This is a genomic window from Hymenobacter sp. DG25B, assembly GCF_000801315.1.
Classification (GTDB): Bacteria; Bacteroidota; Bacteroidia; order Cytophagales; family Hymenobacteraceae; genus Hymenobacter.
On sequence record NZ_CP010054.1, the window covers coordinates 887,817 to 912,367 of the forward strand.

Sequence of the window (24,551 nt, forward strand, 5' to 3'; positions counted from 1 at the left end):
CATTCGATTCAACTCTCTAAGAAGAAACTTCTCATGAATGCATATATCGTAGCTGGTTACCGTACGGCCGTAGGCAAAGCCAACCGTGGCGGTTTCCGCTTCACCCGCCCCGATGACCTGGCCGCCGACGTCATCAAGCACCTGGTGGCCTCCGTGCCCGCCCTCGACCCCACGCGCATCGACGATGTGATAGTGGGCAATGCCGTGCCGGAAGCCGAGCAGGGCCTGCAAATGGGCCGTCTGATTTCGCTGCTGGCTTTGCCCATGAACGTATCAGGCCTTATTGTGAACCGCTACTGCGGCTCCGGGGTAGAAACCATTGCCATGGCCGCCGGTAAAATTGCCGCCGGCATGGCCGACTGCATCGTGGCCGGTGGTACGGAAAGCATGAGCCTGGTGCCCACCGTAGGCTGGAAAACGGTGCCCAACTACAAGCTGGCCAAAGAGCACCCGGACTACTACCTCGGCATGGGCCTCACCGCCGAAGCCGTAGCCCAGGACTACAAGATTTCCCGCGAAGACCAGGACCAGTTCTCCTACAACTCCCACCAGAAGGCCATTAAAGCCATTCAGGCCGGCAAGTTCAAGGAACAGATTGTGCCCATCACGGTAGAAGAAACTTACCTGGACCCCGCCAGCGGCAAAAAGAAAACCCGCTCTTACGTGGTAGATACCGATGAAGGCCCCCGTGCTGATACCTCGGTAGAAGCCCTGGGCAAGCTGCGCCCCGTGTTTGCAGCCAACGGTACCGTAACGGCCGGCAACTCCTCCCAGACTTCCGATGGCGCTGCCTTCGTCATTGTGATGTCGGAGCGCATGGTGAAGGAGCTGAACCTGGAGCCCATTGCCCGCATGGTAACCTACGCCACCGAAGGCATTGACCCGCGCATCATGGGCATGGGCCCGATTAAAGCCATTCCGAAGGCACTGAAGCAGGCCGGCATGAAGCTGGAAGACATTGACTTGTTCGAGCTGAACGAGGCTTTTGCTTCTCAGAGTCTGGCCGTTATGCGCGAGCTGGGCATGGACCAGAGCAAAGTGAACGTGAATGGCGGCGCCATTGCGCTGGGGCACCCACTGGGCTGCTCGGGAGCCAAGCTCAGCATTCAACTGTTCCACGAGCTGCGGGCGCAAAACAAGAAATACGGCATGGTAACCGCCTGCGTGGGCGGCGGCCAGGGCGTAGCCGGCATTTATGAACTGCTGAAATAAAAGACGGTTGTCATGCTGAGCGAAGTCGAAGCATCTCGCGTGCTGATGTTGGAGTAGTAATTCAACTATTTACCACACTAGCGAGATGTCTCGACTTCGCTCGACATGACAACTGGTTTGCAAGAACAACCCCGGCAGTTCGGGGTTTTCTTTCCGGAATATACTCGGCAAGCCTACTATTTTTTTGTATATTTCGGTACGACAATTTGTTGAGCTACTGTGTTAATAAGTAGTTGACAGCCATCGGAATAATTTGCTTTCCCCTCGATAATCCCCAACCCCCTCAATACCTCACCCAGTCATGGAAGTAACCAACAAACTGACCAAGGGCGGCGAGTTCATCATCAAAGAGACCGACGCTCAGGAAGTATTTACCCCCGCCGAATTCTCGGAGGAGCAGCGCATGATGTACCAGACCTGTCTGGACTTTGTGCAGACCGAAGTAGACCCTTTGCTGGAGCGCCTCGATAACCACGAGGAAGGCCTGCTGGAAGGCCTGATGAAAAAGGCCGGCGAACTGGGCCTGTTCGGCGTGAGCATTCCCGAGCAGTACGGCGGCTACGATATGGACTTCAACACTGCCCTGCTGGTGACAGAAGGCGTAGGTGGCGGCCACTCCTTCCCGGTAGCCTTCGCGGCTCACACGGGTATCGGCATGCTGCCCATCCTGTACTTTGGTACCCAGGAGCAGAAAGACAAATACATTCCCAAGCTGACCAGCGGCGAGTGGCTGGGGGCTTATTGCCTCACCGAGCCCGGCTCGGGCTCCGACGCCCTGGGCGCACGCAGCAAAGCTGTGCTGACGGAAGATGGCGAGAGCTACGTGCTCAACGGCCAGAAAATGTGGATTACCAACGCCGGTTTCGCGCACGTGTTCATCGTGTTTGCGCAGGTAGATGGGGATAAGTTCACGGGCTTCATTGTGGAGCGCGGCACCCCCGGCCTCAGCTTCGGCAACGAAGAGCACAAGATGGGCATCAAAGGCTCATCCACCCGCCAGGTATTCCTCTCGGATGTGAAAATCCCGAAGGAAAACGTGCTGGGCGAGATTGGCAAAGGCCACCTCATTGCCTTCAACATCCTGAACATTGGCCGCATTAAGCTGGCCGCGGCCTGCCTGGGCGCTACCAAGCGAGTGGTGGCTACCAGCGTGAAGTATGCCAACGAGCGGATTCAGTTTAAGCTGCCTATCTCCAAGTTCGGCGCCATCAAGTACAAGCTGGCCCAGCAGGCCATCCGCACCTACGCCGTAGAATCGGCTATTTACCGGGCGGGTATGGATATCCACCGCATGGAGCAGGAGCTGCTGAGCCAGGGCCAGAGCCACAACGAAGCTTTGCTGGGCGCTGCCCGCGAGTTTGCTGTGGAGTGTGCTATCCTGAAAGTAGAAGGCTCGGAAGTGCTGGATTACGTGGTGGATGAAGGCGTGCAGATTTATGGCGGCTACGGCTTCTCAGCCGACTACCCCATGGACCGCGCTTACCGTGACTCCCGCATTAACCGCATCTTCGAAGGCACCAACGAAATCAACCGGATGCTGGCCGTAGACATGATCCTGAAAAAGGCCATGAAGGGCGAGCTGGATCTGATGGGCCCCGCCCAGGCCGTGCAGCAGGAGCTGATGGCTATTCCGGACTTCAATACCGAAGAAGAAACCGGCCTGTTTGCTGCCGAGAAAAAGACCCTTCAGAAGCTGAAGAAGGCAATTCTGATGGTGGCCGGCACGGCGGTGCAGAAGTACATGAACTCCCTGGCCAAAGAGCAGGAAGTGCTCATGAACATTGCCGACATGGCCATCAAGGTCTACACCGCCGAAAGCACTTTGCTGCGCGTGGAGAAAGAGGCTGGCACCAAAGGCGAAGAAGCCGTTGCCAATCAGGTAGACATTGCCCGCGTGTACCTCTACGATACCGTGGACCTGGTGAACAAGGCCGGCAAAGACGCCATTGCCTCCATGACGGAAGGCGACGAGCAGCGCCTGCTGGCCATGGGCCTCAAGCGCTTCACCAAAGCTGAGCTGTTCAACGCCAAAGAGGCCCGTCGTCGCATTGCGGATGCCATGATTCAGGCCAACGATTACGTGTATTAGGGGTAATTCACGTAAGGAAAACTCACTACCAAAAGCCGCTCCCGCTGGGGGCGGCTTTTTTTGTTTGGTACAACGCCGGATAAGCAGATGCCGTTTGCAGCAGACATCCCACCTTCAACCCATCCGCGAAACCATGACGAACGAACAAGTAAAGGGCCAGGACTTTTACAACAGCGTACTGCAGTTTTATGACCATGCGGCGAGCTTCTCTAAGCTGGACCCCGGCATTATTGCACAGATCAGGGCCTGCAACAGCATCTACAAGGTAAATTTCCCGGTAGAGGTAGACGGGCACGTGCAGGTGTTTGAAGGGATTCGGGTGCAGCACAGCCATCACAAGCTGCCCAGCAAGGGCGGTATTCGCTACAGCGTGTACGTAGATGAGGAAGAAGTAATGGCTCTGGCCACCCTCATGACCTTTAAGTGTGCCCTGGTAGATGTACCGTTTGGCGGAGCCAAGGGCGGGGTAAAAATCAACCCGCGCACCAGCTCCCTGCAAACGCTGGAACGGGTTACGCGCCGCTACGCCAGCGAGCTGATCAAGAAAAACCTGATTGGCCCCGGCATGGACGTGCCCGCCCCGGACTACGGCACCGGTAGCCGGGAAATGGCCTGGATTGCCGATACCTACATGACTTTTAAATACGGCGACACCAGCGCCCTGGGCTGCGTTACGGGCAAGCCCGTGGGGCAGGGCGGTATTCGGGGACGCACGGAGGCTACCGGCCTGGGCGTGTTCTACGGGCTGCGCGAGCTGCTGGAAGATGAGCCCATGCTTCAGAAAATAGGGCTGAGTAGCGGCATTGCCGGCAAGCGCATCGTTGTGCAGGGCCTGGGAAATGTAGGGTACTATGCCGCCCACTTCTGCCAGGAAGCCGGCGCGCTTATTACGGGCATTGCCGAGCGCGAAGGCGGAATTTATAGTGAGCGTGGGCTGGACGTAGCGGCCGTGTTCAAGCACCGCCAGGATACGGGCTCCATTCTGGGTTTTGCCGGCGCTAAGGATGTGCCCCAGTCCCTGGAGCTGCTGGAATACGAGTGTGATGTGCTACTACCGGCCGCGCTGGAAAACCAGATTCACGAGGGAAATGCGCCGCGTATCAAAGCCAAAATCATTGCCGAAGGCGCCAACGGCCCCACCACCAAAGACGCGGAGAAAATTCTGCTGGAGCGCGGCATCGTAATTCTGCCCGACCTCTACCTAAACGCCGGCGGCGTAACCGTTTCATACTTCGAGTGGCTGAAAAATCTTTCCAACGTGCGCTTTGGCCGCATGGGCAAGCGGGCGGAGGAAGCGGCCATGAAGCGCCTGGTAGAAACCATTGAGCGCAACACGGGCAAGAAAGTTTCGGAGCAGGAGCGGCAGCTCATCGTGCACGGCGCCGACGAAATTGACCTGGTGCGCTCCGGCCTCGAAGACACCATGATTACGGCCTACCACGCCATCCGGCAGGTAATGAAGGACGTGCCCGGCATCACGGACCTGCGCACGGCGGCCTTCTACAACGCCATTGAGAAAATTGGCGTGAGCTACCAGGCGCTGGGAATCTTCCCGTAAACCCCGGCAGAAACCCCGCAAAAAAGGCGTGGCCCGACGACCGTAAGTCATCGGGCCACGCCTTTTTTATGCGCGGAGGTGGCTATTTCACGGTAATCTTGTTCAGCATCAGGGCTGCTGATTTCTTGTTAGGGCGGCTCACGCCGATGATGGTTTTGGCATCCAGCCAGGTGGTAAAGTCCTTCACGTAAGCCAGGTTCTGGTCGGCGGCTACATTCAGGCCCAGCTTTTTGGGCTCCGTTACCACACCGGTGCGGGCATTCACGCGGCGCAGGTACAGGTCAGACTTGCCTTTGATTTTTTCCTGGGTCAGGATTTCCAGCTCATTGCCGAAGGAAGCCATGCGGTAGCCGATACCAGCAAAGCCTTCCGCGGGCGAAGCCACCTGATCTTTGGCAATGATGGTATTCCAGGTGGGCGTCTGAAACTGGTTGTAACCGAATAGATGCAGCTCGCGGGCGTGTACCGGCGAGGTATCACCACCTTCTTCATACTTTTTCTCGGCTATTACTACCAGTGAGCTGTCGGGCGTCATGATCACATCGGATAGATATATGTCTTCCAGGCGCTTGGCACTGCTCTGCGTGGCTTTGTTTACGATGGTGAGATACTCCGGCTTGAACCGGAATTCCGGCGCAAACTTCAGCTCGCCGCCGGCAGTGGGGTCAAACTTGAGAAGCTTGAGGCTATAGTACTGCCCGGTTTCGCGCTCCGTGCAGATAGCCGCCCCCAGGATAACGCCGTTCGGGTGCACCGTGAATTTAGTGTCGAACACATTCACCACTTTGCCGCCAAACGTGCCGCCCACCACTACCGACATCACCTTCACATCGGGGTTGTCGTTGCGATACTGGCGCACAGCTATTTTTTTCATGCCGTCCGTTACCAGGGCCACGTACTGGGTGCCGTCGTTGGCTACGTACACGGTGGGGGAGAAGAAGTCGCCTAGGTCATGGAAATCGTAGACGCGGGTTTTCAGCTTGGTCAGCTTCTGATCGAAGATGTTGGCGCTCAGGGCCCGGATCTGCACGTCGCGGGTGAGGTAGCGGAAGGCCACCAGGTGCGTGCCATCGGGTGAAATAGCTACGCCGGGGCGCCGGTCGCGCGGGGCAGCATCTATCAGCTTCTTCGCGGCGGTCTTCTGGCCATTGCTCAGGTCTACGGCTATAACGGAGAGGTTCTGGGCGCCGGTTTCCTTGTGGTGTATCACTACCAGCGCCTGCTCCTTATTGCGGGAAAATGCCTCAATGGTTTCGCCGGCGGCCACGGGGATAATGGCCTGCCAGGCCCGCTTCAGCTCCGTGTTGTAGCGCTCTACGGTATACTCGGTGGCCGATTTGTGGCCGAGGACGATGAAATCAGTAGAGCCGGCCAGCGCTAGGGTTTTGTGGGGCACGCGCTGGTTGTAGCGGTCCTCCGACTGCTCGGGTACGTAGCTGAAAGCGGTTTTTGCCTTTTGGGCGGTAGCCGTAGGGGCGGCAACGGTCCAGGCCAGAGCAAGGCTGCTTATCCAAAAAAGAAAGTTAAGACGCACGGCAAAAGACAGTTAACAAGAAAAAATGAAAAAAAACTGAAAAAGTCTTCTCCAAAGGTATCAACTCTGCCCTCAGTTCCGTACATGGCCACAATGCCGCGAATGGCCACCACCGCTTTTTGAAATCTTCACGAATCCTTAACCGCCTTTTTTGTCCTCGCTCTCCCGCTTCACCGTTCCTTTGTCTGTGCCTTCACAGTAGAAAGGTGCTGATTGACTTATAAAAAGGATATTTTGTCCTCTAGGATGTTCTGGTGATTTTTGCCGGCATCTACCAGCCAATCATCGTACTTTTGCCCCTGATTCTTTGATTTACCTCGATTTTACGACGGCTCTGGCTTAATTCTTGCACTATCAGCCAGCGCTTATTTGAAGACCACCATTCATATGAAATTTTTACTCAAAGCTTTTTTATTATTCACGCTGATTGTAGTTGGTAAGCTTGCCAAACAACCATTAACGTACGTAAATCTGGTTGCTGAAAAGCCCCAAACCGTAGTAGGTACTACCTCAACGGATAGCCACACGTTTTTTGTGCAGCAGGTAAGCCATAAATCAGGCGGCTATCACCAGGCCCCCGGCACACCGCCTTCCTCAAGCGGTGATCAAATCTTTACGATTGAGTAAAGCGAAAAGCGGAAGTGATTCCGCTTTTTTTATGCCCGCTGCCGTCGGGTTTAGCTAATCCGGCTCCAGTTTACAGCCGTGGCCGGCAGCGAATCAATATGCTGCCGGATGTTGCGGTTTTCCGGGTGGTTCAGCTCCGGGTCTTCGTTCAGCAGGCCCTGGGCGGCGGCCCGGCTTTCCGTTAGAATGCGGCCATCTTTGGCCAGATCAGCAATGAGCAGGTCCAGCACGCCACTTTGCTGGGTGCCCATCAGGTCGCCGGGGCCGCGCAGCTTCAGGTCGATGTCGGCAATTTCAAACCCGTTGTTGGTGCGCACCATGGTTTCAATGCGGGTGCGGGAGTCTTTGCTGAGCTTGTAGCCGCTCATCAGAATACAGTAGCTCTGGTCGGCGCCCCGGCCCACGCGGCCACGCAGCTGGTGCAGTTGGGAAAGGCCGAAACGCTCGGTGCTTTCAATGACCATTACGGAGGCATTAGGCACATTTACACCCACCTCAATAACGGTGGTGGCCACCATAATCTGGGTTTTGCGCTCAATGAAGCGCTGCATCTCGGCGTCTTTCTCGCCGGCCGTCATGCGGCCGTGCACAATGCTGATTTGCAAGTCCGGGAAGGCGCGGGCCACGCTTTCGTAGCCATCCATAAGGTCTTTATAGTCGGCCATGGCCTCGCTTTCTTCAATCAGCGGGTACACAATGTACACCTGCCGGCCCAGGGCAACCTGGTCGCGCAGAAACTGGAATACCTTCAGGCGGTTGGAGTCAAAGCGGTGCACCGTAACAATGGGCTTACGGCCGGCCGGCAGCTCATCAATCACGGACACGTCCAGGTCGCCGTAGAGCGTCATGGCCAGGGTGCGCGGAATGGGCGTGGCCGTCATTACCAGCACGTGGGGTATCACGTGGGGGTTTTTCTGCCAGAGCTTGGAGCGCTGGGCCACGCCAAAGCGGTGCTGCTCATCCATAATGGTGAGCCCCAGGTTGCGGAACTGCACCACATCTTCCAGCAGGGCGTGGGTGCCCACCAGCATATGCATCTCGCCGGAGCGCAGCTGCTCGTGCAGCACGCGCCGCTCGGCGGTGCGGGTGCTGCCCGTCAGCTTGCCAATCTTCAGTCCCAGCAGGTCGGCATACTGCTTCAGGCCCACATAGTGCTGGTCGGCCAGAATTTCGGTGGGCGCCATCAGGCAGCTTTGCGCGCCGTTGTCGGCGGCCATGAGCATGCTGATAAAGGCCACGATGGTTTTGCCCGAGCCCACGTCGCCCTGCAGCAGGCGGTTCATCTGCTTGCCGGCGCAAAAATCCTTGTAGATGTCGTGAATCACCCGCTTCTGCGCCCCGGTGAGGTCGAAGGGCATGATGTTTTTGTAGAAGTGCACCAGCGTGGGCACTTCCTTGAAAATCTGGCCGGCCAGCTCAATCTTGCGCTGGGTTTTCTGGCGCAGCAGCTTGAGCTGCACGTAAAACAGCTCCTCAAACTTGAGGCGGAAGCGGGCGGCCTGCAGCAGCTCGGGCGTCTGCGGAAAGTGAATCTGCTGGAGCGCCGTGGCCTTATCCATCAGCGCATAGTGCTGAATCAGGGCCGGCGACAGGGTTTCCTGCACCTGCGGCAGCGCAATCTTCAGCAAGTCGGCCACCATGCGGGCAATGGCCTTGCTGTCGATGCGGTGGTAGTTCTTGAGCTTTTCGGTGGTGTTGTAGACTGGCTGCAGGAAGCTCTGGCCCGGTTTGGCCTCGGTCACTTCTTCCAGTTCGGGGTGCGCCATCTGGGGCCGGCCGTTGAACATGGTGGGCTTGCCAAAGACAATGTATTCCTGGTGATTCCGGATGATCTTCTCCAGGTAGTTCACCCCCTTAAACCAGACCAGCTCCAGCTCCCCGCTGGCATCGGCGACTTTGGCCACCATGCGCTTTTTAGGGCCCTCTCCCAGCACTTCACGGTTGCGGAGCACGCCTTTCACCTGCACGTAAGGAAGGTCGTCGTGCAGGTCGCAGATGTTATAGAACTGGGTGCGGTCGAGGTAGCGGAACGGGTAGCGCTGAATCAGGTCGCCGTACGTGAAAATGCCCAGCTCCTTTTGCAGCAGCTGGGCCCGTTGCAGGCCCACACCCCGCAGATACTCAATTTTGGTTTGAAAGAAATTACTCATGGATCAGCTGCAAGCTATAAGCTTCAGGCTGCAAGCTTAAAAAACAAAAAAATGCTCGGAGAAAAAGGCGGCTACAGGCTACAAAGCTTGTGGCTTGCAGCTCAACTCACTGATATTTGAGGGTGTTCAGCAGGTGCACAATGTCCTGCTTTACATAGTCGATGACGGGCGCCAGGGAATCATTGGCGGTAGCCGTGCGGAAGTAGAGGGCACCCCGGAAGAAGTGTTTGGTGCTATCCGTAGTATAAAACTGCAGCTGGCTGGGTACCTCTCCCTGCAACTCAAATACCGATACGCGCATGCCGCTGGGCGTTTTCAGCAAGCTTTCATCAATAGCGGTGGCCTTGATTTCGTGCTTGCCCGTGAGCTTGCGCGCGTCCTCCATCATCTTGTTGTAGAGCTTGGGGTTCTGGCGCACATCGGTGTAAGTAATCTGTACGTTGGCTTTCAGCGTGGGGTAGTACACGTTAATCCAGTGCGGCTGGGCCAGGTAGGATGAATCGCGCAGCACTTTGGCAAAGCGGGAGTACTCAAACGTGTAGGGATGCCCGGGCGCCAGCTGTTGGTAGCGGTGCGGCGGCAGATCAATGCGGTTAAAGCCCTTGGGCTTGGGCGTAAAATCGGGGGCAGAAGAGCAGCCGGCCGCTAATAGCAGAAAGCCTAAAGCAGCACCCAGGCTGCGGAGAAAGGAAGAAGCAGGCATTTGAAACAATGCGGAGTTTACTCAAAGGTAGCCACTAACGGGCACTGTGCCGCACAACGCAAAAAAGCCCCGGCAAAGTGCCGAGGCTACTCACAAGCCGCAGAGCGGCTGTTCTGATTAGAAAGGAAGCTGGTCGAGTTCCGGCTCCTGGCGGAATGTAGTAGGCGCCGCCGCAGATTGCTCTGCGGCGGGCGTATCATCGTTGTGCGGGCGGCCGCCCAGCATGGAAATCTCATCGGCTACAATCTCCGTGATGTAGCGCGTCTGATTGTCCTTATCCTGGAACTGGCGGGTGCGCAGCTTGCCTTCTACGTACACCTGCTGGCCCTTTTTGAGGTACTTCTCAGCCATTTCGGCCAGGCCGCGCCAGGCAGTAATGTTATGCCACTCGGTGCGCTCTACCCGGTTGCCTTGCTTGTCTTTGTAATAGTCGTTGGTGGCCAGCGTGAAATGAGCTACACTGGTGCCGCCTTCCAAATGACGGACTTCTGGGTCTTTGCCCAGGTTCCCAACCAGGATTACTTTGTTTATGCCTGCCATAGTCTGACAATGAAAAGTTTAAGTATGAAATAGGGTTGTTTTATGATAGGTTAAAGATAGATATAAATATCATAAATTCCAACAGGTTTAGCTTGTGTTTTATATGCCAATATAATTAGTAATCAATAATGGTTTAGGTAGCTGTTCCACTTCTTCCATGGAGAAGGCCGTTAAGCCCGTAGCGGCAATAGCCGCCGCCGATAAGGGCTCCTGCAACCACACCGCGTGAAACCGGGCTTCCAGCTTCTGGTGGCTTAACACCTGCCGGAAAGCGGGCGTTGGCTCTTCTACCCGGTCGGTAGCCAGCTTGCCGCCCAGGGCCTCTACCTGGTCAATAATTCTGTGCGGGGCTAGTTCCGGCAATTCCGTCTCCGTTAGGGCAAAATCATAGAGCCCCAGCCAGATGTCTTTCTCTATGCGCTTGCGCATGTAGATTCTATCGGCGTGGCGGAGCACCAAGTAGTGGAAATAGCGGGTACGGGCGACTTTTGCCTTGCTTTTCACCGGTAGCTCGGCTACCAGCCCGTGCTGAAAGGCGTAGCACTCGCTCTGCACAGGGCAAAACAGGCAGTCCGGCTTCAGCGGGGTGCACTGAATGGCACCAAACTCCATAATGGCCTGGTTGAACTCAGCGGGCGCATCGGCCGGAATCAGCGTATCAGCCAGCTGCTGGAAAACCTTGCGGCTGGCCGGCACGGCAATGTCAGCCGAAATGCCAAACACTCGGGCCAGCACCCGGAATACGTTGCCATCCAGCACCGCTACTTTTTCATCGTAAGCAAAAGAGGCAATGGCGGCCGCGGTGTACTGGCCCACGCCGCGCAGCTGCAGCAAGCCGGCGTACGTACCAGGAAACTGCCCCTCAAATTCCCGTACTACCTGCTGGGCGGTATGATGCATGTTGCGGGCCCGGGAATAATAGCCCAGGCCCTGCCAGTGGCGCAGCACCTCATCCTCGGGAGCGGCCGCCAGATCATGCACAGTGGGATAAGTGGTGATAAAATCGAGGTAGTAGGGGAGGCCCTGCTTGACCCGGGTTTGCTGCAGAATCACTTCCGAAAGCCAGATGGCATAAGGGTCGCGGGTGTGCCGCCAGGGCAGGTCCCGGCGGTGGCGCGGATACCAGGCCAGCAGGGCGCGGGAGAAGAACGGATGGGCGGCAGAAGAGGAAGAAGGCGTCAAAATGGTGAAGAAGAAAGGCTTGTCAGATGAAGAGCATCCAACATGGATTCGGGAGAAAGTATTGTAAAACAAAAAAAGGAAACTACCTTTGTGGCCCCAATTCGTAGGCGAACCGCCTATTGGGCAAAGGCTTACGTATAGAATCGGGGAGTTTTGCCCGTATATTTTTTCACTCCATAGTACACTTACCAGCGTGACTAAAGCAGAAGTAATCGCCGAAATTGCCGAGAAGACTGGCATTGAGAAAGCAGACGTTTCGGCTACCGTAGAAGCCTTCTTCAAAGTAGTGAAGGATTCCATGGCCGATGGCAACAACATCTACGTGCGTGGCTTCGGAAGCTTCGTCAACAAAAAACGGGCGAAAAAAGTAGCCCGCAACATCTCGAAAAACACGTCGATTATCATCGACGAACACTTCATCCCGAGCTTCAAGCCGTCGAAAACCTTCATCGGCAAGATCAAAAACAGCAAGAAGATCAAGGAGCTGGCTCAGGCATAAGTTCGTTTCTTTGTAACATTGCCGCAGCGCCGCCAGGTTTTCGTGTAAAGCCCGGCGGCCTGCTTTTTTCTTCGCATGGCTCGTACTTCCTCTTCGCATCAACTGATTCTGGTCCTCGTCGCTCTGGTGATAGTGGGGGCCTTGTTTATGTTGCCGAAGGGAATTGTGAAGCCCAAAGAAGGCAAAGGCGAGCTGGCGCAAACCGCAGCTCGCACAGCTAACCGCGACAATGGTGCCGCAGCCCCCTCTACAGCTTCTGTAGAAGGGGCTGCGCCCGTTACGGCCGGTGCTACGCCTGAGCAGCCCCACATGGCCGCTACTCCGGCGCAGCAGAAGGAGCTGGCGCAGCTGCGGGCTAAATACGCTGCTGCCGATGGCACCGCAAAATCCCGCCTGGCCGGTGACCTGGCCAAGCAGTATGCCGCCGTCAATAAGTTTGACAGCGCAGGATACTACTACGAGCAGGTAGCCGTGGCCCGCCCCGGTGAGCAAGCCTGGAAACGGGCCGCCGATCAGTACTTCGAAGCGTTCAGCTTCGCGGCTACCGAGGAGCGGGCTAAGCAGCTGAGTGCCAAGGCCCGGGAGCTGTATGAGCGGGTGCTCAAGAACAACCCCGATAACCTGGATGCGAAAACCAACCTGGGGATGACGTACATGGCCAGCGAAAACCCCGTACAGGGTGTTGTAATGCTGCGCGAGGTGCTGGCCACCGACCCCCGCAACGAAAAGGCGCTCTATAATCTGGGTGTGTTGTCGTTGCAAAGCAACCAGGCCGAAAAGGCCGTGGAGCGTTTCCGGGAGCTGGTGAAATATCACCCCGAAAACGAAAGCGGCCAATTTTACCTGGGGGTGGCCCTGGCGCAAACCGGCAACCGTGCCGAAGCCCGCAAGGTGTTCACCGAAGTAAAGAAAAACAGTACCGATCCGGCTTTGTCGGCCTCGGTTGATCAGGAATTGCAGAAGCTGCAATAATCATTTTTTAACCTTAACCACTTTCACCCATGCCCTGCGGTAAAAAAAGAAAGCGTCATAAGATTGCTACCCACAAACGCAAGAAGCGTCTGCGCAAGAACCGTCACAAGAAGAAGTAAGCCTTTCGGGGTTTGCTGGCGGGCGTAACGCACTGCGCGTTTAAGCGCCCGTCTATCTCTCATGTCATATCCCCGAGAGTGGCTAACTGTGCGCTTTCCCCGTGGCTTGAAAGGGAAGCTGGTGCTCTGTGCACTGGCTTCCCTTTGCGGGTTTCTGGTCAGGCCAGCGGGCTGCTCACTCGGAGATATACCTTAAACAGCCTAATCCATTGAGTAACGAATTAATCATTAATTCTACTCAGGACGGAGAACGGATTGCTCTGCTCCAGGACAAGCGGCTCATCGAATATCATTTCGACCGCAACGACACCAACTATTCCGTTGGTGACATCTTCCTGGGTACGGTCAAGAAAGTTATGCCCGGTCTGAACGCCGCGTTCATTGATATCGGGTATCAAAAGGATGCTTTTCTACACTACGGCGACCTTGGGGAAAATTTTCCCTCGCTTACCAAGTGGGTGAAAGGTGTCCAGTCGCAGAAAATTACCGTCGGCCCCCTGAAAACCTTCCAGTTTGATGGGCAGCTGGACAAAGTCGGCAAGATTGCTGACACCGTGAAAAAGGGCCAGCAAATGCTGGTTCAAATTGTCAAGGAGCCCATTTCCACCAAAGGCCCACGCCTGTCCACGGATATTTCCATGGCCGGTCGCTACCTCGTGCTGGTGCCCTTTTCCAATACCATCAGTGTTTCCAAGAAAATTGTCAGCCGCACGGAGCGGGAGCGTCTCAAGCGTCTCATTGCCTCCATTAAGCCCGATAATTTTGGCGTGATCATCCGCACCGTGGCTGAAGGCCGCGAAGTGGCTGAGCTCGACAAGGATATGCAGAGCATGGTGGATAACTGGAACCAGCTTTACCAGACCCTGCGCACGGCCAAGCCGAACGACAAGGTGCTGGGCGAGCTGGGCCGGACCAGCTCCATGCTGCGCGATATGCTCAACGAGTCGTTCGATGCCATTACCGTGGACTCGGCGCCGATGTATGAGGAGATGCGCAGCTACCTCCAGAAAATTGCCCCCGATAAGCTGGGTCTGCTTAAGCTTCACAACGCCAAAGTAAAGGTGTTTGAGCAGCACGGCATTGAAAAGCAGCTGAAGTCGCTGTTTGGCAAAACCGTGACGGTGCCGGGCGGTGGTTACCTCGTTATTGAGCACACCGAAGCCCTGCACGTTATCGACGTGAACTCGGGCAACAAAAGCAACCAGGAAGGCGACCAGGAGGCTACGGCTCTCATGATCAATATGCTGGCGGCCAAGGAAGTAGCCCGGCAGCTGCGCCTGCGTGATATGGGCGGCATTATCGTGGTCGATTTCATTGATATGAAGTCGGCAGATAGCCGCAAGAAGGTAGAAGACGCGGTGAAGGACATTATGAAGCACGATAAAGCGCGCTTCACTATTCTGCCCATCACCAAGTTTGGCCTGCTCCAGATTACGCGGCAGCGCGTACGCCCCGCCGAGAACATTGTAACCGGTGAGGTGTGCCCCACCTGTGGTGGCACGGGCAAGATTTCCGCTTCTATTCTGGTAACGGATGAAATCGACAACAGCATTGAAGACCTTCTGGTAACTCAAAACCAGGCGGGCATCACGCTGTATGTGCATCCGTTCCTGCACGCCTACTATACTAAAGGCTTGGTAAGCCGGCAGATGAAGTGGTACCTCAAGTACTACAAGTGGGTGAAAATCATGAAGGACACGTCCCTGGGCCTGACGGAATACCGCATCGAAGACGAGCAAGGCGAAGATATTGCCCTACACTCGGCCGCTGCGGCTATGAGCCGCCTGCAGGATCGTGAAATAGAAATTACAGACTAACGGTTTTTCTGCGAAAGCCCCGCCTGAACAAGAAGAAAAGCCCGCGCTGCTGGAAGCAACGCGGGCTTTTTTGTGCGGTAGAAGGCTGGCCTAGAACTTCAGGCCCAGATCCAGGGCAAACTCACTATTTTTGAGCACCACATTGCTGAAGTTGCGCTCATCGCCATAATAGTTGTCGATGTTGGGCAGGCCGCGCTGGTAGTGCAGGCCGGCGAATACCTTGGTGCTCTGGCCCATCTGGTACTCGGTGCCAAAGCCTATCATCACGCCCAGATCAGGCACCAGCAGGAATTTATTGGCTTTGAAAACGGCGTTGTTATTGCCTGGGTCTTTGTATTCTTTCTCGCCGTTGATCCGGGTGCCGATGTTGGCGCCGACCACGCCGCCCAGCTGGAAATAGAGCTTGGTATCGGTGGCAATATCGTTGGTGAAAAGCTTCATGGTGAGCGGAATCTGCAGATACTGGGCCGTGATTTTAGCCGTCTGCGAGGTGCCGGTACCCGGGTCGTTGTAGCGAATGGTGCCGCCTTTGCCGGCCAGCTCCAGCCCGGAACTGAAGGCGTAGTTTTCGCCAAAGAAATAATCAACTACCAGGCCGCCGCCCAAACCGAGCTTCGATTTTTCTTTCTCGAAGCTATTGGCCGAGCCATCGGCTCGCAGATATGTAATGGAAGGGGATACCTTCAGGCCAATTTCAACCTGCGCCGAAGCGGCAGTAGCGGTGGCGGCCGTCAGGAAAAGGGCCAGGAACGTCTTTTTCATATAAAAGCAAGGAAAAACGGGGTCAGACAATAGCGTCAGTAGCGCGGCGTTTCGTTTTGGCTAATTTCGCCCTAAAGATAGAAGCGTGAAGTACAATCTCCCCCACATGCGCCCGTTGTTTCACTTTCTGCCGTGGCTGTGTGCCATAGGACTGCTGGCCGGCTGTAGCCGGGATACTTCCTCCTGTGAGCTTGACCCGGCCGTAGCGCGGGTAGAGGCCCCGGTACAGATGGAGGATCTGACGCGCCCGTTCTTCCAGATTAAGACGCCCGCCGACGCCAAACGTTTTCTGGCGGCCGAGCCCCTGTTTGCTACCCATTTCCTGCTGCGCCGCCAATACCCCTCAGACGACGTGCTGGCCCAGCGCCTGACGCAGTTGGCCACCAACGAAGGACTGCAGAAGCTGGGCCGCGAAACAGAAGCCGCCTTTAAGGATACCGCGGCCCTGCGGCGCCAATTGCAGCAGGCCTTCCAGCACGTGCGCTTCTACTTCCCCGATTTCCGGGTGCCGCCCGTCAAGACCTTTGTAAGCGGCCTAAGCCAGGACGTATTCGTGAACGACAGCCTGCTGGTGCTGGGGCTCGACTTTTTTGTGGGCCCCAAGGCCAGCTACCGGCCCAACGTGCCCGAGTACATTGTCCGCCGCTATACGCCGGAGCATTTGTTGCCTACCGTGATGCTGGCCGTATCCAGCAAATACAACCGCAAGCAGCTAACCAACCAAACCATGCTGGCCGAAATGGTCCAGTTTGGCAAGGCGCTGTACTTCGCCGAAAAAATGCTGCCCTGCACCCCCGATTCCCTGCTGATTGGCTACACGGCCAAAGAAATAGAAGGTGTACAGTACAACGAAGGCAAAGTGTGGGGCCATTTCATTGAGAAAAACCTGCTGTACAATACCACGCCCTTCGTGATTCAGAAGTACGTAGGTGAGCGGCCCGACGTACCGGAAATCGACAAGACGGCGCCCGGCCGCATAGGAGCATGGGTTGGCTGGCAGATTGTGCGTAAGTATATGGCTGAAAACGCTAAGGTGACCTTGCCGCAGCTTATGGCCAACCGAGACGCGCAGCAGATCCTTAACCAGTCGCGCTACCGCCCGCAGAAGCGTAAGTAGGCGGTAAGGAAGGTGTAGCGCGAAGCTCCAGCTTCGCGTACGAGCAACGCGAGTTCCCACGCGTCTGCATACGCCGGCTACTCGCTTCGCTCGTGCACGAATCTGGAGCTTCGCGCTACTGTGGGCGCTACTGAATTCGCTACTGAATTTATGCACATCCTCGTTTTCAGCCAGTACCACACCAATCCCGACTGCCCGGCCACGAGCCGGCATTACTCCCTGCTGGCGCATATTGCCCGGTACCACCGCGTTACGCTCATTACCACCCGCACCTGGGAGCAACAGCGCCTGACGCAGGAGTTTCCGTGGCTACCGGAAGGCGTAGAGATGCGCGCCGCCGATATACCGTACCATAACCGCATGGGGCCGGCGCGGCGGGTACTGGCGTTTGGGCAGTACGTAGCCTACGCCTATCGGGAAGGGCTGAAAGTAGATAAGCCGGATGTTATCTGGGGCATTTCCACGCCGCTCACGGCCGCCTGGGTGGCGGCCCGGGTAGCGCGCCGGCGCCGGGTGCCGTGGGTATTTGAGGTGCAGGATTTGTGGCCATCTTTCCCCATTGCTATGGGGGCCGTACCTGCCGGCTGGGCCCGGCAACGGCTGTTTGCGCTGGAGAAAAGCCTGTACCAGAGCGCCGCCCATGTTCTGCCCCTCTCGCCGGATATGACGCGCTACGTTACCGATCTGGGAATACCGGCCGCCAAGGTAACTACCGTTCTCAATGGCACCGATCTGGACCTGGCTGCCCGCGCTACAGATGCAGCAGTGGCTGCGCTGCGCCAGGAGTATAGGTTGGAAGGCAAGCAGGTAGTGTTGTATGCCGGCACGTTTGGCCGAGCCAATGACATCCCGACCCTGGTAGCTGCCGCCGAGGAACTGGCGGCGCAGAATCCGGACATGTGCTGGCTGTTTATGGGCCTTGGCTACCACGAGCCGCTGATCCGGGAGGCAGCGGCGCGTTGCCCCGCTATTCGGCTGGTGCCGCCGCAGCCAAGGCATGCGGTATTCACGTGGTTTCGGTTGGCGGCAGTATCAGTAGTTTCGTTTCTGGAGATGCCTGTACTGGATGCCAATTCCCCCGCTAAATTCTACGACAGCCTCGCGGTAGGCACCCCGGTAATTGTAACCAACCAGGGCTGGACCAAGGCATTTGTAGAGCAGCACGGAGCCGGTTGGTTTGTACCGGCCGGGCAGCCTGATGCCCTGGCTACCAAGCTGCTGGAACTGCTTGCGCAGCCAGAAAAACTGCAGACAGCCGGCCAACGTGGTAAGCAGGCAGCCCGGCAATTATTTGACCGCCAGCAGATTGCTCACACGGTTAAGCAGGTGCTGGAAAAGGCGGCCACCCTGCGCTAAAGCGTTGTGCCGCTTAAAGCTACTTTTATACTAAGTTGTACTAACGGGCTGCTTTATTCGACGGTTCCCTCGTTTTCCAGCTGCTGAGCGGTGTTCAGTCCAAGCGCGGCAGTAGGCTTTACTACCTTCTGGTAATAGGCGCAAATGTCCGTGAGTGGACAGATGCCGCATTTAGGTTGGCGTGCCACGCAGATGTAGCGCCCGTGCAGGATCAGCCAGTGGTGTGCTTTGTTCACCAACTCTTCCGGAATATACCGCACCAGCTCTTTCTCTACGGCCAGCGGGGTAGTGGCCGTTTTGCTAACCAGGCCCAACCGATGCGACACCCGAAAGACGTGCGTATCCACGGCCATAGCGGGCTGGTTGTAAATCACGGACATAACCACATTGGCCGTTTTGCGGCCCACGCCAGGCAGGCGCTGCAGATCTTCCAGCTGACTGGGTACCTCGGAATTGAAATCCTGCACCAGCAGGCGCCCCAGCCCGGCCAGGTGTTTGGCTTTGTTGTTGGGGTAGGAGACACTCCGAATGAAAGGGAAAATTTCCTCCACAGAGGCAGCCGCCAGATGCGCCGGCGTGGGGAACTGCTCAAAAAGAGCCGGCGTGACCAGGTTCACGCGTTTGTCAGTGCATTGGGCACTGAGCACCACGGCCACAATCAGCTCGTACGGGCTGCAGTAGTGCAGCTCGGTTTCGGGGGCAGGAAAGTGGGTGGTGAAGTAGTCCAGAAAGCGGCGGTACCGCTCGGTCTTACGCATAAAAAAAGAAAAGCCGCGCCCTTAGGACGCGGCTAAAAACGTACGCGAATACTGCAGAATAGATTGAGTTGTACCAGCACTGGGCGTGCTGCGCACGCCATCTAGCACCCGCTGGGCTAGCAACAGATCGGCGCACTGGCCCGCCAGTTCGGCATCGTGGGTCAGGGCTTGCTCCAGGCCGGCTTGCTCATCAGCCGGCAATTCGTTGTACACGTACCGGAGCAGTTTCTCTTGGGTAAAGGTTTTGATCATAGAAGACAGGATGTGCGGCCATTTTCTTCCGCAGATTGATCAGCGCGTAGCGCATACGCCCCAGCGCCGTGTTGATGCTCACCCCTGTCGCGTCCGCAATTTCCTGAAAGCTCATGTCGCCGTAGTGGCGCATCACCAGCACTTCTTTCTGCGCGGCGGGCAGGTCTTGTATTAACTCCCGCAGCCGGCTATAGGTTTCTTCGCGGGTGAGGCTGGCCTCTACTCCTTCCTCGGCGTGCGAGAGAGAATTGAAAGCGTGGCTCGTGATGTCGAGGTTGAGCAGCGGGCTGCGCTTCTCCCGACGGAAGAAATCAATGGCCAGGTTGTGGGCAATACGGCCAATCCACGACGAGAACTTGCCCTCCTCGTTGTAGCGGCCACTTTTCATGGTATGGATAGCCTTGATAAAGGTGTCCTGTAGCAGATCCTCGGCTACGGCTTCGTCCCGCACGATTAACATAATCGTGGTAAAGACGCGGCTTTTGTGCCGGTTCAACAACAGTTCGAAGGCTTCTTCTTTTCCGTTGATATAGAGCGAAATCAACGCGGAGTCGCTCGGCTGCATGGTTTCCATAAAGGCTACGAATAAGGGAACGTAGAGCTTTAAGCCATATTGTGCAGCTAGAGGATAAAGAAGAAAATTAGGGGATTGGCGGAGATATCTCCTGACCAAATGTAAAGAACCAATCGCCCAAACACAATGCCAGATAAGAATAAAAGCAGAAATTTTTCACATGTTCCTGAACCGGTGCAATTGTTCAGTTTTGCTTTCTATCAGCTTAAAATACTTAAAAATGGAATGGAAGCAAATAAAAAAGCCCGCTTAACGCGGGCTTTCCATTGTTGAGAGGGGCTGCTTATGGCTTGGCTGGAGGCGCCAGGGCATTGATCTGGGCATCTAAGCTGGCGGCTTCCGGGGAGGCGGGCACGGCCTGGGCGGTGCGCTGGGCGAGGCGGTCGGTGAGCTGCTCCAGCAAGGCGGCTTTGCGCTCCAGGCGCTGCAGGGCGGTTGCAGCCTCGGCGGGCACGGCATTGGGCAGGCTAATTACGGTGCCGGTGTAGCCGGTTACCATTTGATCCAGCTGCTGAATGGTGGCCGCGGTCAGCATATCATCACTCAGGCCCACAATCTCGCCCTGCATATTAATGGCGCGCCCATCGGGCAGCTGCTGGCGGGTGCCGTTAGTGGTTACCACATGGCCATCGGGGTAAACAGTGGTGCCGTTGGTTAGCTGGAAGGATGAAGTCAGGCGGGTGATTTTACCGCTTTGGATGCGCATCATTACTCCCTTGCGGCGAAAGGCGCCATCCTTCAGGGATACGCGCACGGCTTGCTGGCCCTGGGTGGTGGGTTGGGTTTGGGCGGAGGCAGCTGTGTTCAGGCAAAAAACTGCCAGAAAGCCAAGGATAGTAGTGCGTAGCATAGGAAAGAGGAGGAACGGCGGACAATAAAAAAAGCGAAATCAGGAGGATTTCGCTTAGTACGCAAACCAATAGAATAAGTCGAATCAGGCGACTTGTTCCTGCTGACGGGTTTGGCTCAGCCACTCGGTTGCCTGCCGCTCATCGGTAAAAAGCCGGGCCAGGCAATGGCCCTGATCTTCCGCGAACCAGTCAGGCTGTAGCTGCAGCTGCTCCAGATGGTCGGGCGAGATGAAATAAGACAGGTAGATGCTGCCCTGCAGCTCCCGGGCCGCGTGCGGGAAGAAGGTCTGCTGCACCCACTGCACCAGCTCAGTGCTGACGGGGCCACGGCGGCGTAAGTCCAGCAGCCAGTAGCGCACTTTATGCAGCGTAGCCACCGACAGCAGCTCGTGATACCCCTGTTGTAGTTCTTCGGGCGTGGCTGCCCGCAGCCAGCGGGCCACCAGCACCGAGGTAGCAGGCTGATGCGTGAGGGCAAGAAAATCGACCATAGCAAAGCGCAGTTAGCTGTATCTGACAGGCCAGTGGGCAGAAAGGGCAGCAGCAGCACCCTATGCCAGAAGACATCGGTAAGAGAAGTGGCAGCTAGGTGGAGGGAGGCGGTGGCGCCGTGGTAGCGTCCTATAAGGAAGGGCAGGTGCCTGGAAAAGTGGCCGCACCGGCAGAGCAGGAAGAATAAGTCAATGATACACAGAATACTCAGCTATAGCAAGCCAGGCGAATAAGCGGCCCATATTCTGTACTTCTGCGGCGCGTTTGGGCTACCTTTGCCGGCTCTGCGAAAACCGTTATGACATCTTCTCCCAGCTTTCCTCCAGCGCCCCGGCATGACCCCTATGCGGCCCTGCGCATTCCTGAGTTCCGGCGCCTGATTGGGGCCCGCGTGTGCCTGGTGGTAGCTACCCAAATGCAGGCGGTAGTAGTGGGCTGGCAGATCTATCAGCTTACCAAAGACCCCCTGGCGCTGGGCCTTATTGGCCTGGCCGAAGCCGTGCCCAGCATTGTGGTATCGTTATACGCCGGCCACCTGGCCGATTCTGTGCGCCGCAAGAATATTATTCTGGCCGCCGTGGTGGTGCTGCTGTTCTGTGCGGCGGCGTTGCTCTCCTTTACCCGCCCGGAAGGCGCCGGCTGGCTGCTGCGCTATCATGCGCTGCCTTTATACGCCGTTATTTTTACCAGTGGGCTGGCGCGCGGTTTCCTGGGGCCGGCTTTGTTTTCCTTTATGCCCCAGCTGCTGCCCGACCGGGAGCGGCTGGCCAATGCCATAACCTGGAACAGCTCTACCTGGCAGGCTGCCGCCGTGCTGGGCCCGGCCATTGGTGGACTGGTGTATGCCAAGCTGGGTATTTCCGCCGCTTACCTCACCGATGTAGTGCTGACCACTCTTTCCCTGGCGCTCTTTCTGAGTATTGCTGGGCGCCCGCTGCCGCCTATAGAAGGCCAGCGCCTGGGGCTAAAGGAAAGCGTGCTGAGCGGGGTGCAGTTCATCTTCCAAAACCAGATTGTACTGGCTGCCTTGTCGCTGGATCTGTTTGCCGTGCTGTTTGGTGGTGCGGTGGCGCTGCTGCCCATTTTTGCCGATGAGATTCTGCACACCGGCGCCGAGGGGCTGGGCTACCTGCGGGCCGCGCCGGCCGTAGGCTCCGTGCTGATGGCGGTGCTGCTGACGTACTTCCCGCTGCGCCGGCACGCCGGCCGCAAGCTCCTGTGGGCGGTGGCGGGCTTTGGCGTAGCTACTATTCTGTTTGCGCTATCCCGCAACTTCTGGCTGTCCCTGGTGCTGCTGTTCATGACGGGCATCTTCGATTCCGTGTCCGTGATTGTGCGCTCCACGCTGTTGCACACCTTCACGCCGGAGTACATGAAAGGGCGCGTTTCGGCGGTAAACAACATCTTTATTGGCTCTTCCAATGAAATCGGCGCCTTTGAGTCGGGAGCCACGGCGCGGCTGCTGGGCACGGTTACCTCGGTGGTGCTGGGCGGCACCATGACGCTGGTAGTGGTGGCCGTAACGGCCTGGCGCGCCAACCAGCTGCGCGTACTGGACTTATCTCCAAAACAGGAAACCGAGCCGGTGAAGGCCTGATCAGGGCGAAAGTAAACGCCCTTAAAACCGAAATGCTCCGGTAGCCTGACTGGCTACCGGAGCATTTCGGTTTTTTAACTCTTTTAACTTACCGGCTGGCAGTTTTATCGGTAGCTGGCTTACGTAGCGGTGCCGCCAGCTTAGCTTTAATAGGGGCTGTGAAGGAGGTTCTGGTTTTGGTGCGGTTTTTCAGCCATACATCTATGGTAGCCAAAGCCTTGGGGGCAAAAACCGGCTGTTGCTCGTTATTAATTAGCGCCCATTCGTTGCGGTCGGGCTGGAACAGGTGGTTTACGCCGGGCAGCTTTACAATGGTGACTTTGCGGCTGTTGCGGAGGCCTTTGTGCAAGAGCGAAAGATTTTTGTTGGCCATTACCTGTAGGTCGGCGGTGCCGTTCATGGCCAGCACGGGGCATTTCACGGCGGGGAGCTTGGCGCTTGGGTTGAAGTCCAGGTAGTAGCGGTACCAGGGCGAGGTCAGTTGGTCTACGCGGGCCTGCACCATGGTAAACGCCAGGTCGTTGTTAATCTGGCGCAGCAACACGCCCAGTTTAGCGCGAGCCAGCTTATTGTCGGGGTTCTGGCGAATTACATTTACCATCTGATTATCCAGGGCCAGGGCCGATTTCACCTGGTTGGCATTAGCGCCAATCAGGCGCAGAATTTCTACCTGCTGCTGCTGCATCACGGCGTGGCCACTTTGCCCGGAGCCCGCCAGGGAGACTATAAAATCGGGGCCTTTGGGCTGCGCGGCGGCCAGGAGCGCAATGTTGGCGCCCTCGCCATGCCCAATCAAACCCACCTGGTTTTTCTTTACCCGATAGTGCGCCCGCAGGAAACCCATAGCGGCCTGCGCATCGGTCACCAGGTCGGCGGTGGTGGCGGCGTAGTATTTGCCGTTTGATTTGCCCACGCCCCGGTCATCGTAGCGCAACACGGCAAAGCCCCGGCGCGTGAGGTAGTCGGCCAGAATAGCAAACATGCGGTATTGCTCCTGGGAAGCGTCGCGGTCCTGCGCGCCCAGGTCCGATACCAAGGCCACAGCGGGGAAAGGGCCGGCCCCGTTGGGCATGGTTAGGGTAGCACCCAGGCGCAGTTTAAACGGCTTGTTGGGCACAATCACTTCCTCGCGCCGGTAAGGCGGCGCCGCGTTGAAAGTAGCGTTCAGAATAGAAGTGGAAATACGCTTGAGTACCAGTGGGCTGGTAATGCCCGGCTGTTGCCAGGTGCCCGTCATAGCCGTGCCCGCAGTATTCAGCTTGCCCGTGAAGCGGCTGCCGGCCTGGTCAATCTTCAGCAGCACATCCTGGTTGGTTAAGGATGCCTGCATAGGCATGCGGCTGATTTTCTGCTTGGGAATATCCAGCGCCGCATAATAGCCCCCGGTGGAGAGCGGCACAATGGTCACAATCATCTCCATCTCTGTGCCGCCTACTTTCAGCATCCCCGACCATTGGCCGTTGAGCTTTTGGTCTTCGGGCCCGGCCAACAAAATACCCGGCAGGAGAATCAACAGCACAAAGGCACAGAACCTGCGCAGGGCGAGTAAGCTTGTATTCATAAAGTTCTATGTAAGGCTGTTAATAGGGCTGATGGGTGCAGGTGAAGGTTGAAATCTAACCATTTTTTTAATCCGCAATCATCAAGCCATAATAAGCTGCGTGGGCCTGCGCTATGCTTACCTGGCGGAGGGTAGGGCAGAGAATAAAGGTGGGCTTTGTAAGGAATGGAGCAGGAACAGAGGAAAGCCCTGGTGCTGCCCCGTCCCTTAACGGGCTAAAAATGAAGGA

The 24,551-nt window shown here is 56.7% G+C and carries 22 protein-coding genes; 10 read left to right on the forward strand and 12 right to left on the reverse strand.

From position 1 onward, the window contains the following. The first annotated feature begins 33 nt into the window (after positions 1-33). The 3 genes from PK28_RS03840 (at position 34) to PK28_RS03850 (ending at position 4,859) form a co-directional block, all read left to right on the forward strand. A complete protein-coding gene (locus PK28_RS03840) occupies positions 34-1,212 on the forward strand; it encodes an acetyl-CoA C-acyltransferase (protein ID WP_044511600.1) in 1,179 nt (392 codons plus the stop codon). Between the two features lie 301 nt (positions 1,213-1,513). After that, the gene (locus PK28_RS03845; protein ID WP_044511602.1) at positions 1,514-3,301 is read left to right on the forward strand and encodes an acyl-CoA dehydrogenase FadE; all 1,788 of its coding nucleotides are present in this window, start codon (positions 1,514-1,516) and stop codon (positions 3,299-3,301) included. A gap of 133 nt (positions 3,302-3,434) precedes the next feature. Further along, positions 3,435-4,859: a Glu/Leu/Phe/Val family dehydrogenase gene (locus tag PK28_RS03850; protein ID WP_044511604.1), complete on the forward strand. Its 1,425-nt coding sequence runs from the start codon at positions 3,435-3,437 to the stop codon at positions 4,857-4,859. Between the two features lie 82 nt (positions 4,860-4,941). Here PK28_RS03850 and PK28_RS03855 read toward each other — a convergent pair whose 3' ends face one another. Next, entirely contained in the window at positions 4,942-6,393 is a 1,452-nt protein-coding gene (locus PK28_RS03855; protein ID WP_044511606.1) for a hypothetical protein, read from the reverse strand. 369 nt (positions 6,394-6,762) lie between these two features. Here PK28_RS03855 and PK28_RS03860 point away from each other — a divergent pair, with 369 nt between their 5' ends. Further along, positions 6,763-7,020 (forward strand): hypothetical protein, encoded by a 258-nt coding sequence (locus PK28_RS03860; protein WP_156126225.1) that lies wholly within the window; start codon positions 6,763-6,765, stop codon positions 7,018-7,020. Between the two features lie 50 nt (positions 7,021-7,070). Here PK28_RS03860 and recG read toward each other — a convergent pair whose 3' ends face one another. The 4 genes from recG to mutY form a co-directional block, all read right to left on the reverse strand. Continuing rightward, a complete protein-coding gene (gene recG / locus PK28_RS03865) occupies positions 7,071-9,170 on the reverse strand; it encodes an ATP-dependent DNA helicase RecG (protein ID WP_044511610.1) in 2,100 nt (699 codons plus the stop codon). 106 nt (positions 9,171-9,276) lie between these two features. After that, on the reverse strand, positions 9,277-9,873 hold the full coding sequence (gldD, locus tag PK28_RS03870; protein WP_044511612.1) for a gliding motility lipoprotein GldD: 597 nt from the start codon (positions 9,871-9,873) through the stop codon (positions 9,277-9,279). A 117-nt stretch (positions 9,874-9,990) separates the two neighbouring features. After that, positions 9,991-10,413, reverse strand: coding sequence for a single-stranded DNA-binding protein (locus tag PK28_RS03875; protein WP_044511614.1), 423 nt, complete (start codon positions 10,411-10,413; stop codon positions 9,991-9,993). 99 nt (positions 10,414-10,512) lie between these two features. Continuing rightward, positions 10,513-11,595, reverse strand: coding sequence for an A/G-specific adenine glycosylase (gene mutY, locus PK28_RS03880; protein WP_044511616.1), 1,083 nt, complete (start codon positions 11,593-11,595; stop codon positions 10,513-10,515). 193 nt (positions 11,596-11,788) lie between these two features. Between mutY and PK28_RS03885 the strand changes: the two genes are divergently transcribed. From PK28_RS03885 to PK28_RS03895, 3 genes are all read left to right on the forward strand, one after another. Then, the gene (locus PK28_RS03885; RefSeq protein ID WP_044511619.1) at positions 11,789-12,094 is read left to right on the forward strand and encodes an HU family DNA-binding protein; all 306 of its coding nucleotides are present in this window, start codon (positions 11,789-11,791) and stop codon (positions 12,092-12,094) included. A gap of 75 nt (positions 12,095-12,169) precedes the next feature. Further along, on the forward strand, positions 12,170-13,066 hold the full coding sequence (locus PK28_RS03890) for a tetratricopeptide repeat protein (RefSeq protein WP_231576212.1): 897 nt from the start codon (positions 12,170-12,172) through the stop codon (positions 13,064-13,066). Between the two features lie 328 nt (positions 13,067-13,394). Further along, the gene (locus PK28_RS03895; RefSeq protein ID WP_048825547.1) at positions 13,395-15,002 is read left to right on the forward strand and encodes an Rne/Rng family ribonuclease; all 1,608 of its coding nucleotides are present in this window, start codon (positions 13,395-13,397) and stop codon (positions 15,000-15,002) included. A gap of 90 nt (positions 15,003-15,092) precedes the next feature. On the opposite strand, the gene PK28_RS03900 is transcribed toward PK28_RS03895, so the two are convergent. Beyond that, positions 15,093-15,764: a porin family protein gene (locus tag PK28_RS03900; RefSeq protein ID WP_044511624.1), complete on the reverse strand. Its 672-nt coding sequence runs from the start codon at positions 15,762-15,764 to the stop codon at positions 15,093-15,095. A 106-nt stretch (positions 15,765-15,870) separates the two neighbouring features. Here PK28_RS03900 and gldB point away from each other — a divergent pair, with 106 nt between their 5' ends. Both gldB and PK28_RS03910 read left to right on the forward strand, forming a co-directional pair. Then, entirely contained in the window at positions 15,871-16,881 is a 1,011-nt protein-coding gene (gldB, locus tag PK28_RS03905) for a gliding motility lipoprotein GldB (RefSeq protein WP_502213706.1), read from the forward strand. Positions 16,882-17,031: 150 nt separating this feature from the next. Continuing rightward, positions 17,032-18,237 carry a glycosyltransferase family 4 protein gene (locus PK28_RS03910; protein WP_044511626.1) on the forward strand — a complete coding sequence of 402 codons (1,206 nt, stop codon included), beginning with the start codon at positions 17,032-17,034 and terminating at the stop codon, positions 18,235-18,237. 53 nt (positions 18,238-18,290) lie between these two features. On the opposite strand, the gene nth is transcribed toward PK28_RS03910, so the two are convergent. From nth to PK28_RS03935, 5 genes are all read right to left on the reverse strand, one after another. After that, positions 18,291-18,995, reverse strand: coding sequence for an endonuclease III (nth, locus tag PK28_RS03915; RefSeq protein WP_044511628.1), 705 nt, complete (start codon positions 18,993-18,995; stop codon positions 18,291-18,293). Between the two features lie 21 nt (positions 18,996-19,016). Further along, positions 19,017-19,208: a hypothetical protein gene (locus PK28_RS03920; protein ID WP_231576213.1), complete on the reverse strand. Its 192-nt coding sequence runs from the start codon at positions 19,206-19,208 to the stop codon at positions 19,017-19,019. Then, complete coding sequence (locus PK28_RS03925) at positions 19,186-19,821, reverse strand: RNA polymerase sigma factor (protein WP_044511633.1); 636 nt, start codon at positions 19,819-19,821, stop codon at positions 19,186-19,188. The genes PK28_RS03920 and PK28_RS03925 overlap by 23 nt, the downstream gene beginning before the upstream one ends. A 283-nt stretch (positions 19,822-20,104) precedes the next feature. After that, positions 20,105-20,671, reverse strand: a complete 567-nt coding sequence (locus tag PK28_RS03930; protein ID WP_044511635.1) for a DUF6799 domain-containing protein — start codon at positions 20,669-20,671, stop codon at positions 20,105-20,107. Between the two features lie 84 nt (positions 20,672-20,755). Then, positions 20,756-21,163, reverse strand: a complete 408-nt coding sequence (locus PK28_RS03935) for a hypothetical protein (RefSeq protein ID WP_044511638.1) — start codon at positions 21,161-21,163, stop codon at positions 20,756-20,758. 299 nt (positions 21,164-21,462) lie between these two features. Between PK28_RS03935 and PK28_RS03940 the strand changes: the two genes are divergently transcribed. Further along, positions 21,463-22,761 (forward strand): MFS transporter, encoded by a 1,299-nt coding sequence (locus PK28_RS03940; protein ID WP_082016945.1) that lies wholly within the window; start codon positions 21,463-21,465, stop codon positions 22,759-22,761. 88 nt (positions 22,762-22,849) lie between these two features. Here the strand turns inward: PK28_RS03940 and PK28_RS03945 are convergent, their stop codons facing one another. Next, entirely contained in the window at positions 22,850-24,322 is a 1,473-nt protein-coding gene (locus PK28_RS03945) for an alpha/beta hydrolase family protein (RefSeq protein ID WP_044511640.1), read from the reverse strand. Between the last annotated feature and the right edge of the window lie 229 nt (positions 24,323-24,551).

Coding starts and splice junctions, on each gene's coding strand:
- PK28_RS03840 (WP_044511600.1), top strand. CDS start 34: ATGAATGCATATATCGTAGCTGGTTACCGTACGGCCGTAGGCAAAGCC.
- PK28_RS03845 (WP_044511602.1), top strand. CDS start 1,514: ATGGAAGTAACCAACAAACTGACCAAGGGCGGCGAGTTCATCATCAAA.
- PK28_RS03850 (WP_044511604.1), top strand. CDS start 3,435: ATGACGAACGAACAAGTAAAGGGCCAGGACTTTTACAACAGCGTACTG.
- recG (WP_044511610.1), bottom strand. CDS start 9,170: ATGAGTAATTTCTTTCAAACCAAAATTGAGTATCTGCGGGGTGTGGGC.
- gldD (WP_044511612.1), bottom strand. CDS start 9,873: ATGCCTGCTTCTTCCTTTCTCCGCAGCCTGGGTGCTGCTTTAGGCTTT.
- PK28_RS03875 (WP_044511614.1), bottom strand. CDS start 10,413: ATGGCAGGCATAAACAAAGTAATCCTGGTTGGGAACCTGGGCAAAGAC.
- PK28_RS03890 (WP_231576212.1), top strand. CDS start 12,170: ATGGCTCGTACTTCCTCTTCGCATCAACTGATTCTGGTCCTCGTCGCT.
- PK28_RS03900 (WP_044511624.1), bottom strand. CDS start 15,764: ATGAAAAAGACGTTCCTGGCCCTTTTCCTGACGGCCGCCACCGCTACT.
- gldB (WP_502213706.1), top strand. CDS start 15,871: ATGCGCCCGTTGTTTCACTTTCTGCCGTGGCTGTGTGCCATAGGACTG.
- PK28_RS03910 (WP_044511626.1), top strand. CDS start 17,032: ATGCACATCCTCGTTTTCAGCCAGTACCACACCAATCCCGACTGCCCG.
- nth (WP_044511628.1), bottom strand. CDS start 18,995: ATGCGTAAGACCGAGCGGTACCGCCGCTTTCTGGACTACTTCACCACC.
- PK28_RS03925 (WP_044511633.1), bottom strand. CDS start 19,821: ATGGAAACCATGCAGCCGAGCGACTCCGCGTTGATTTCGCTCTATATC.
- PK28_RS03930 (WP_044511635.1), bottom strand. CDS start 20,671: ATGCTACGCACTACTATCCTTGGCTTTCTGGCAGTTTTTTGCCTGAAC.
- PK28_RS03935 (WP_044511638.1), bottom strand. CDS start 21,163: ATGGTCGATTTTCTTGCCCTCACGCATCAGCCTGCTACCTCGGTGCTG.
- PK28_RS03940 (WP_082016945.1), top strand. CDS start 21,463: ATGACATCTTCTCCCAGCTTTCCTCCAGCGCCCCGGCATGACCCCTAT.
- PK28_RS03945 (WP_044511640.1), bottom strand. CDS start 24,322: ATGAATACAAGCTTACTCGCCCTGCGCAGGTTCTGTGCCTTTGTGCTG.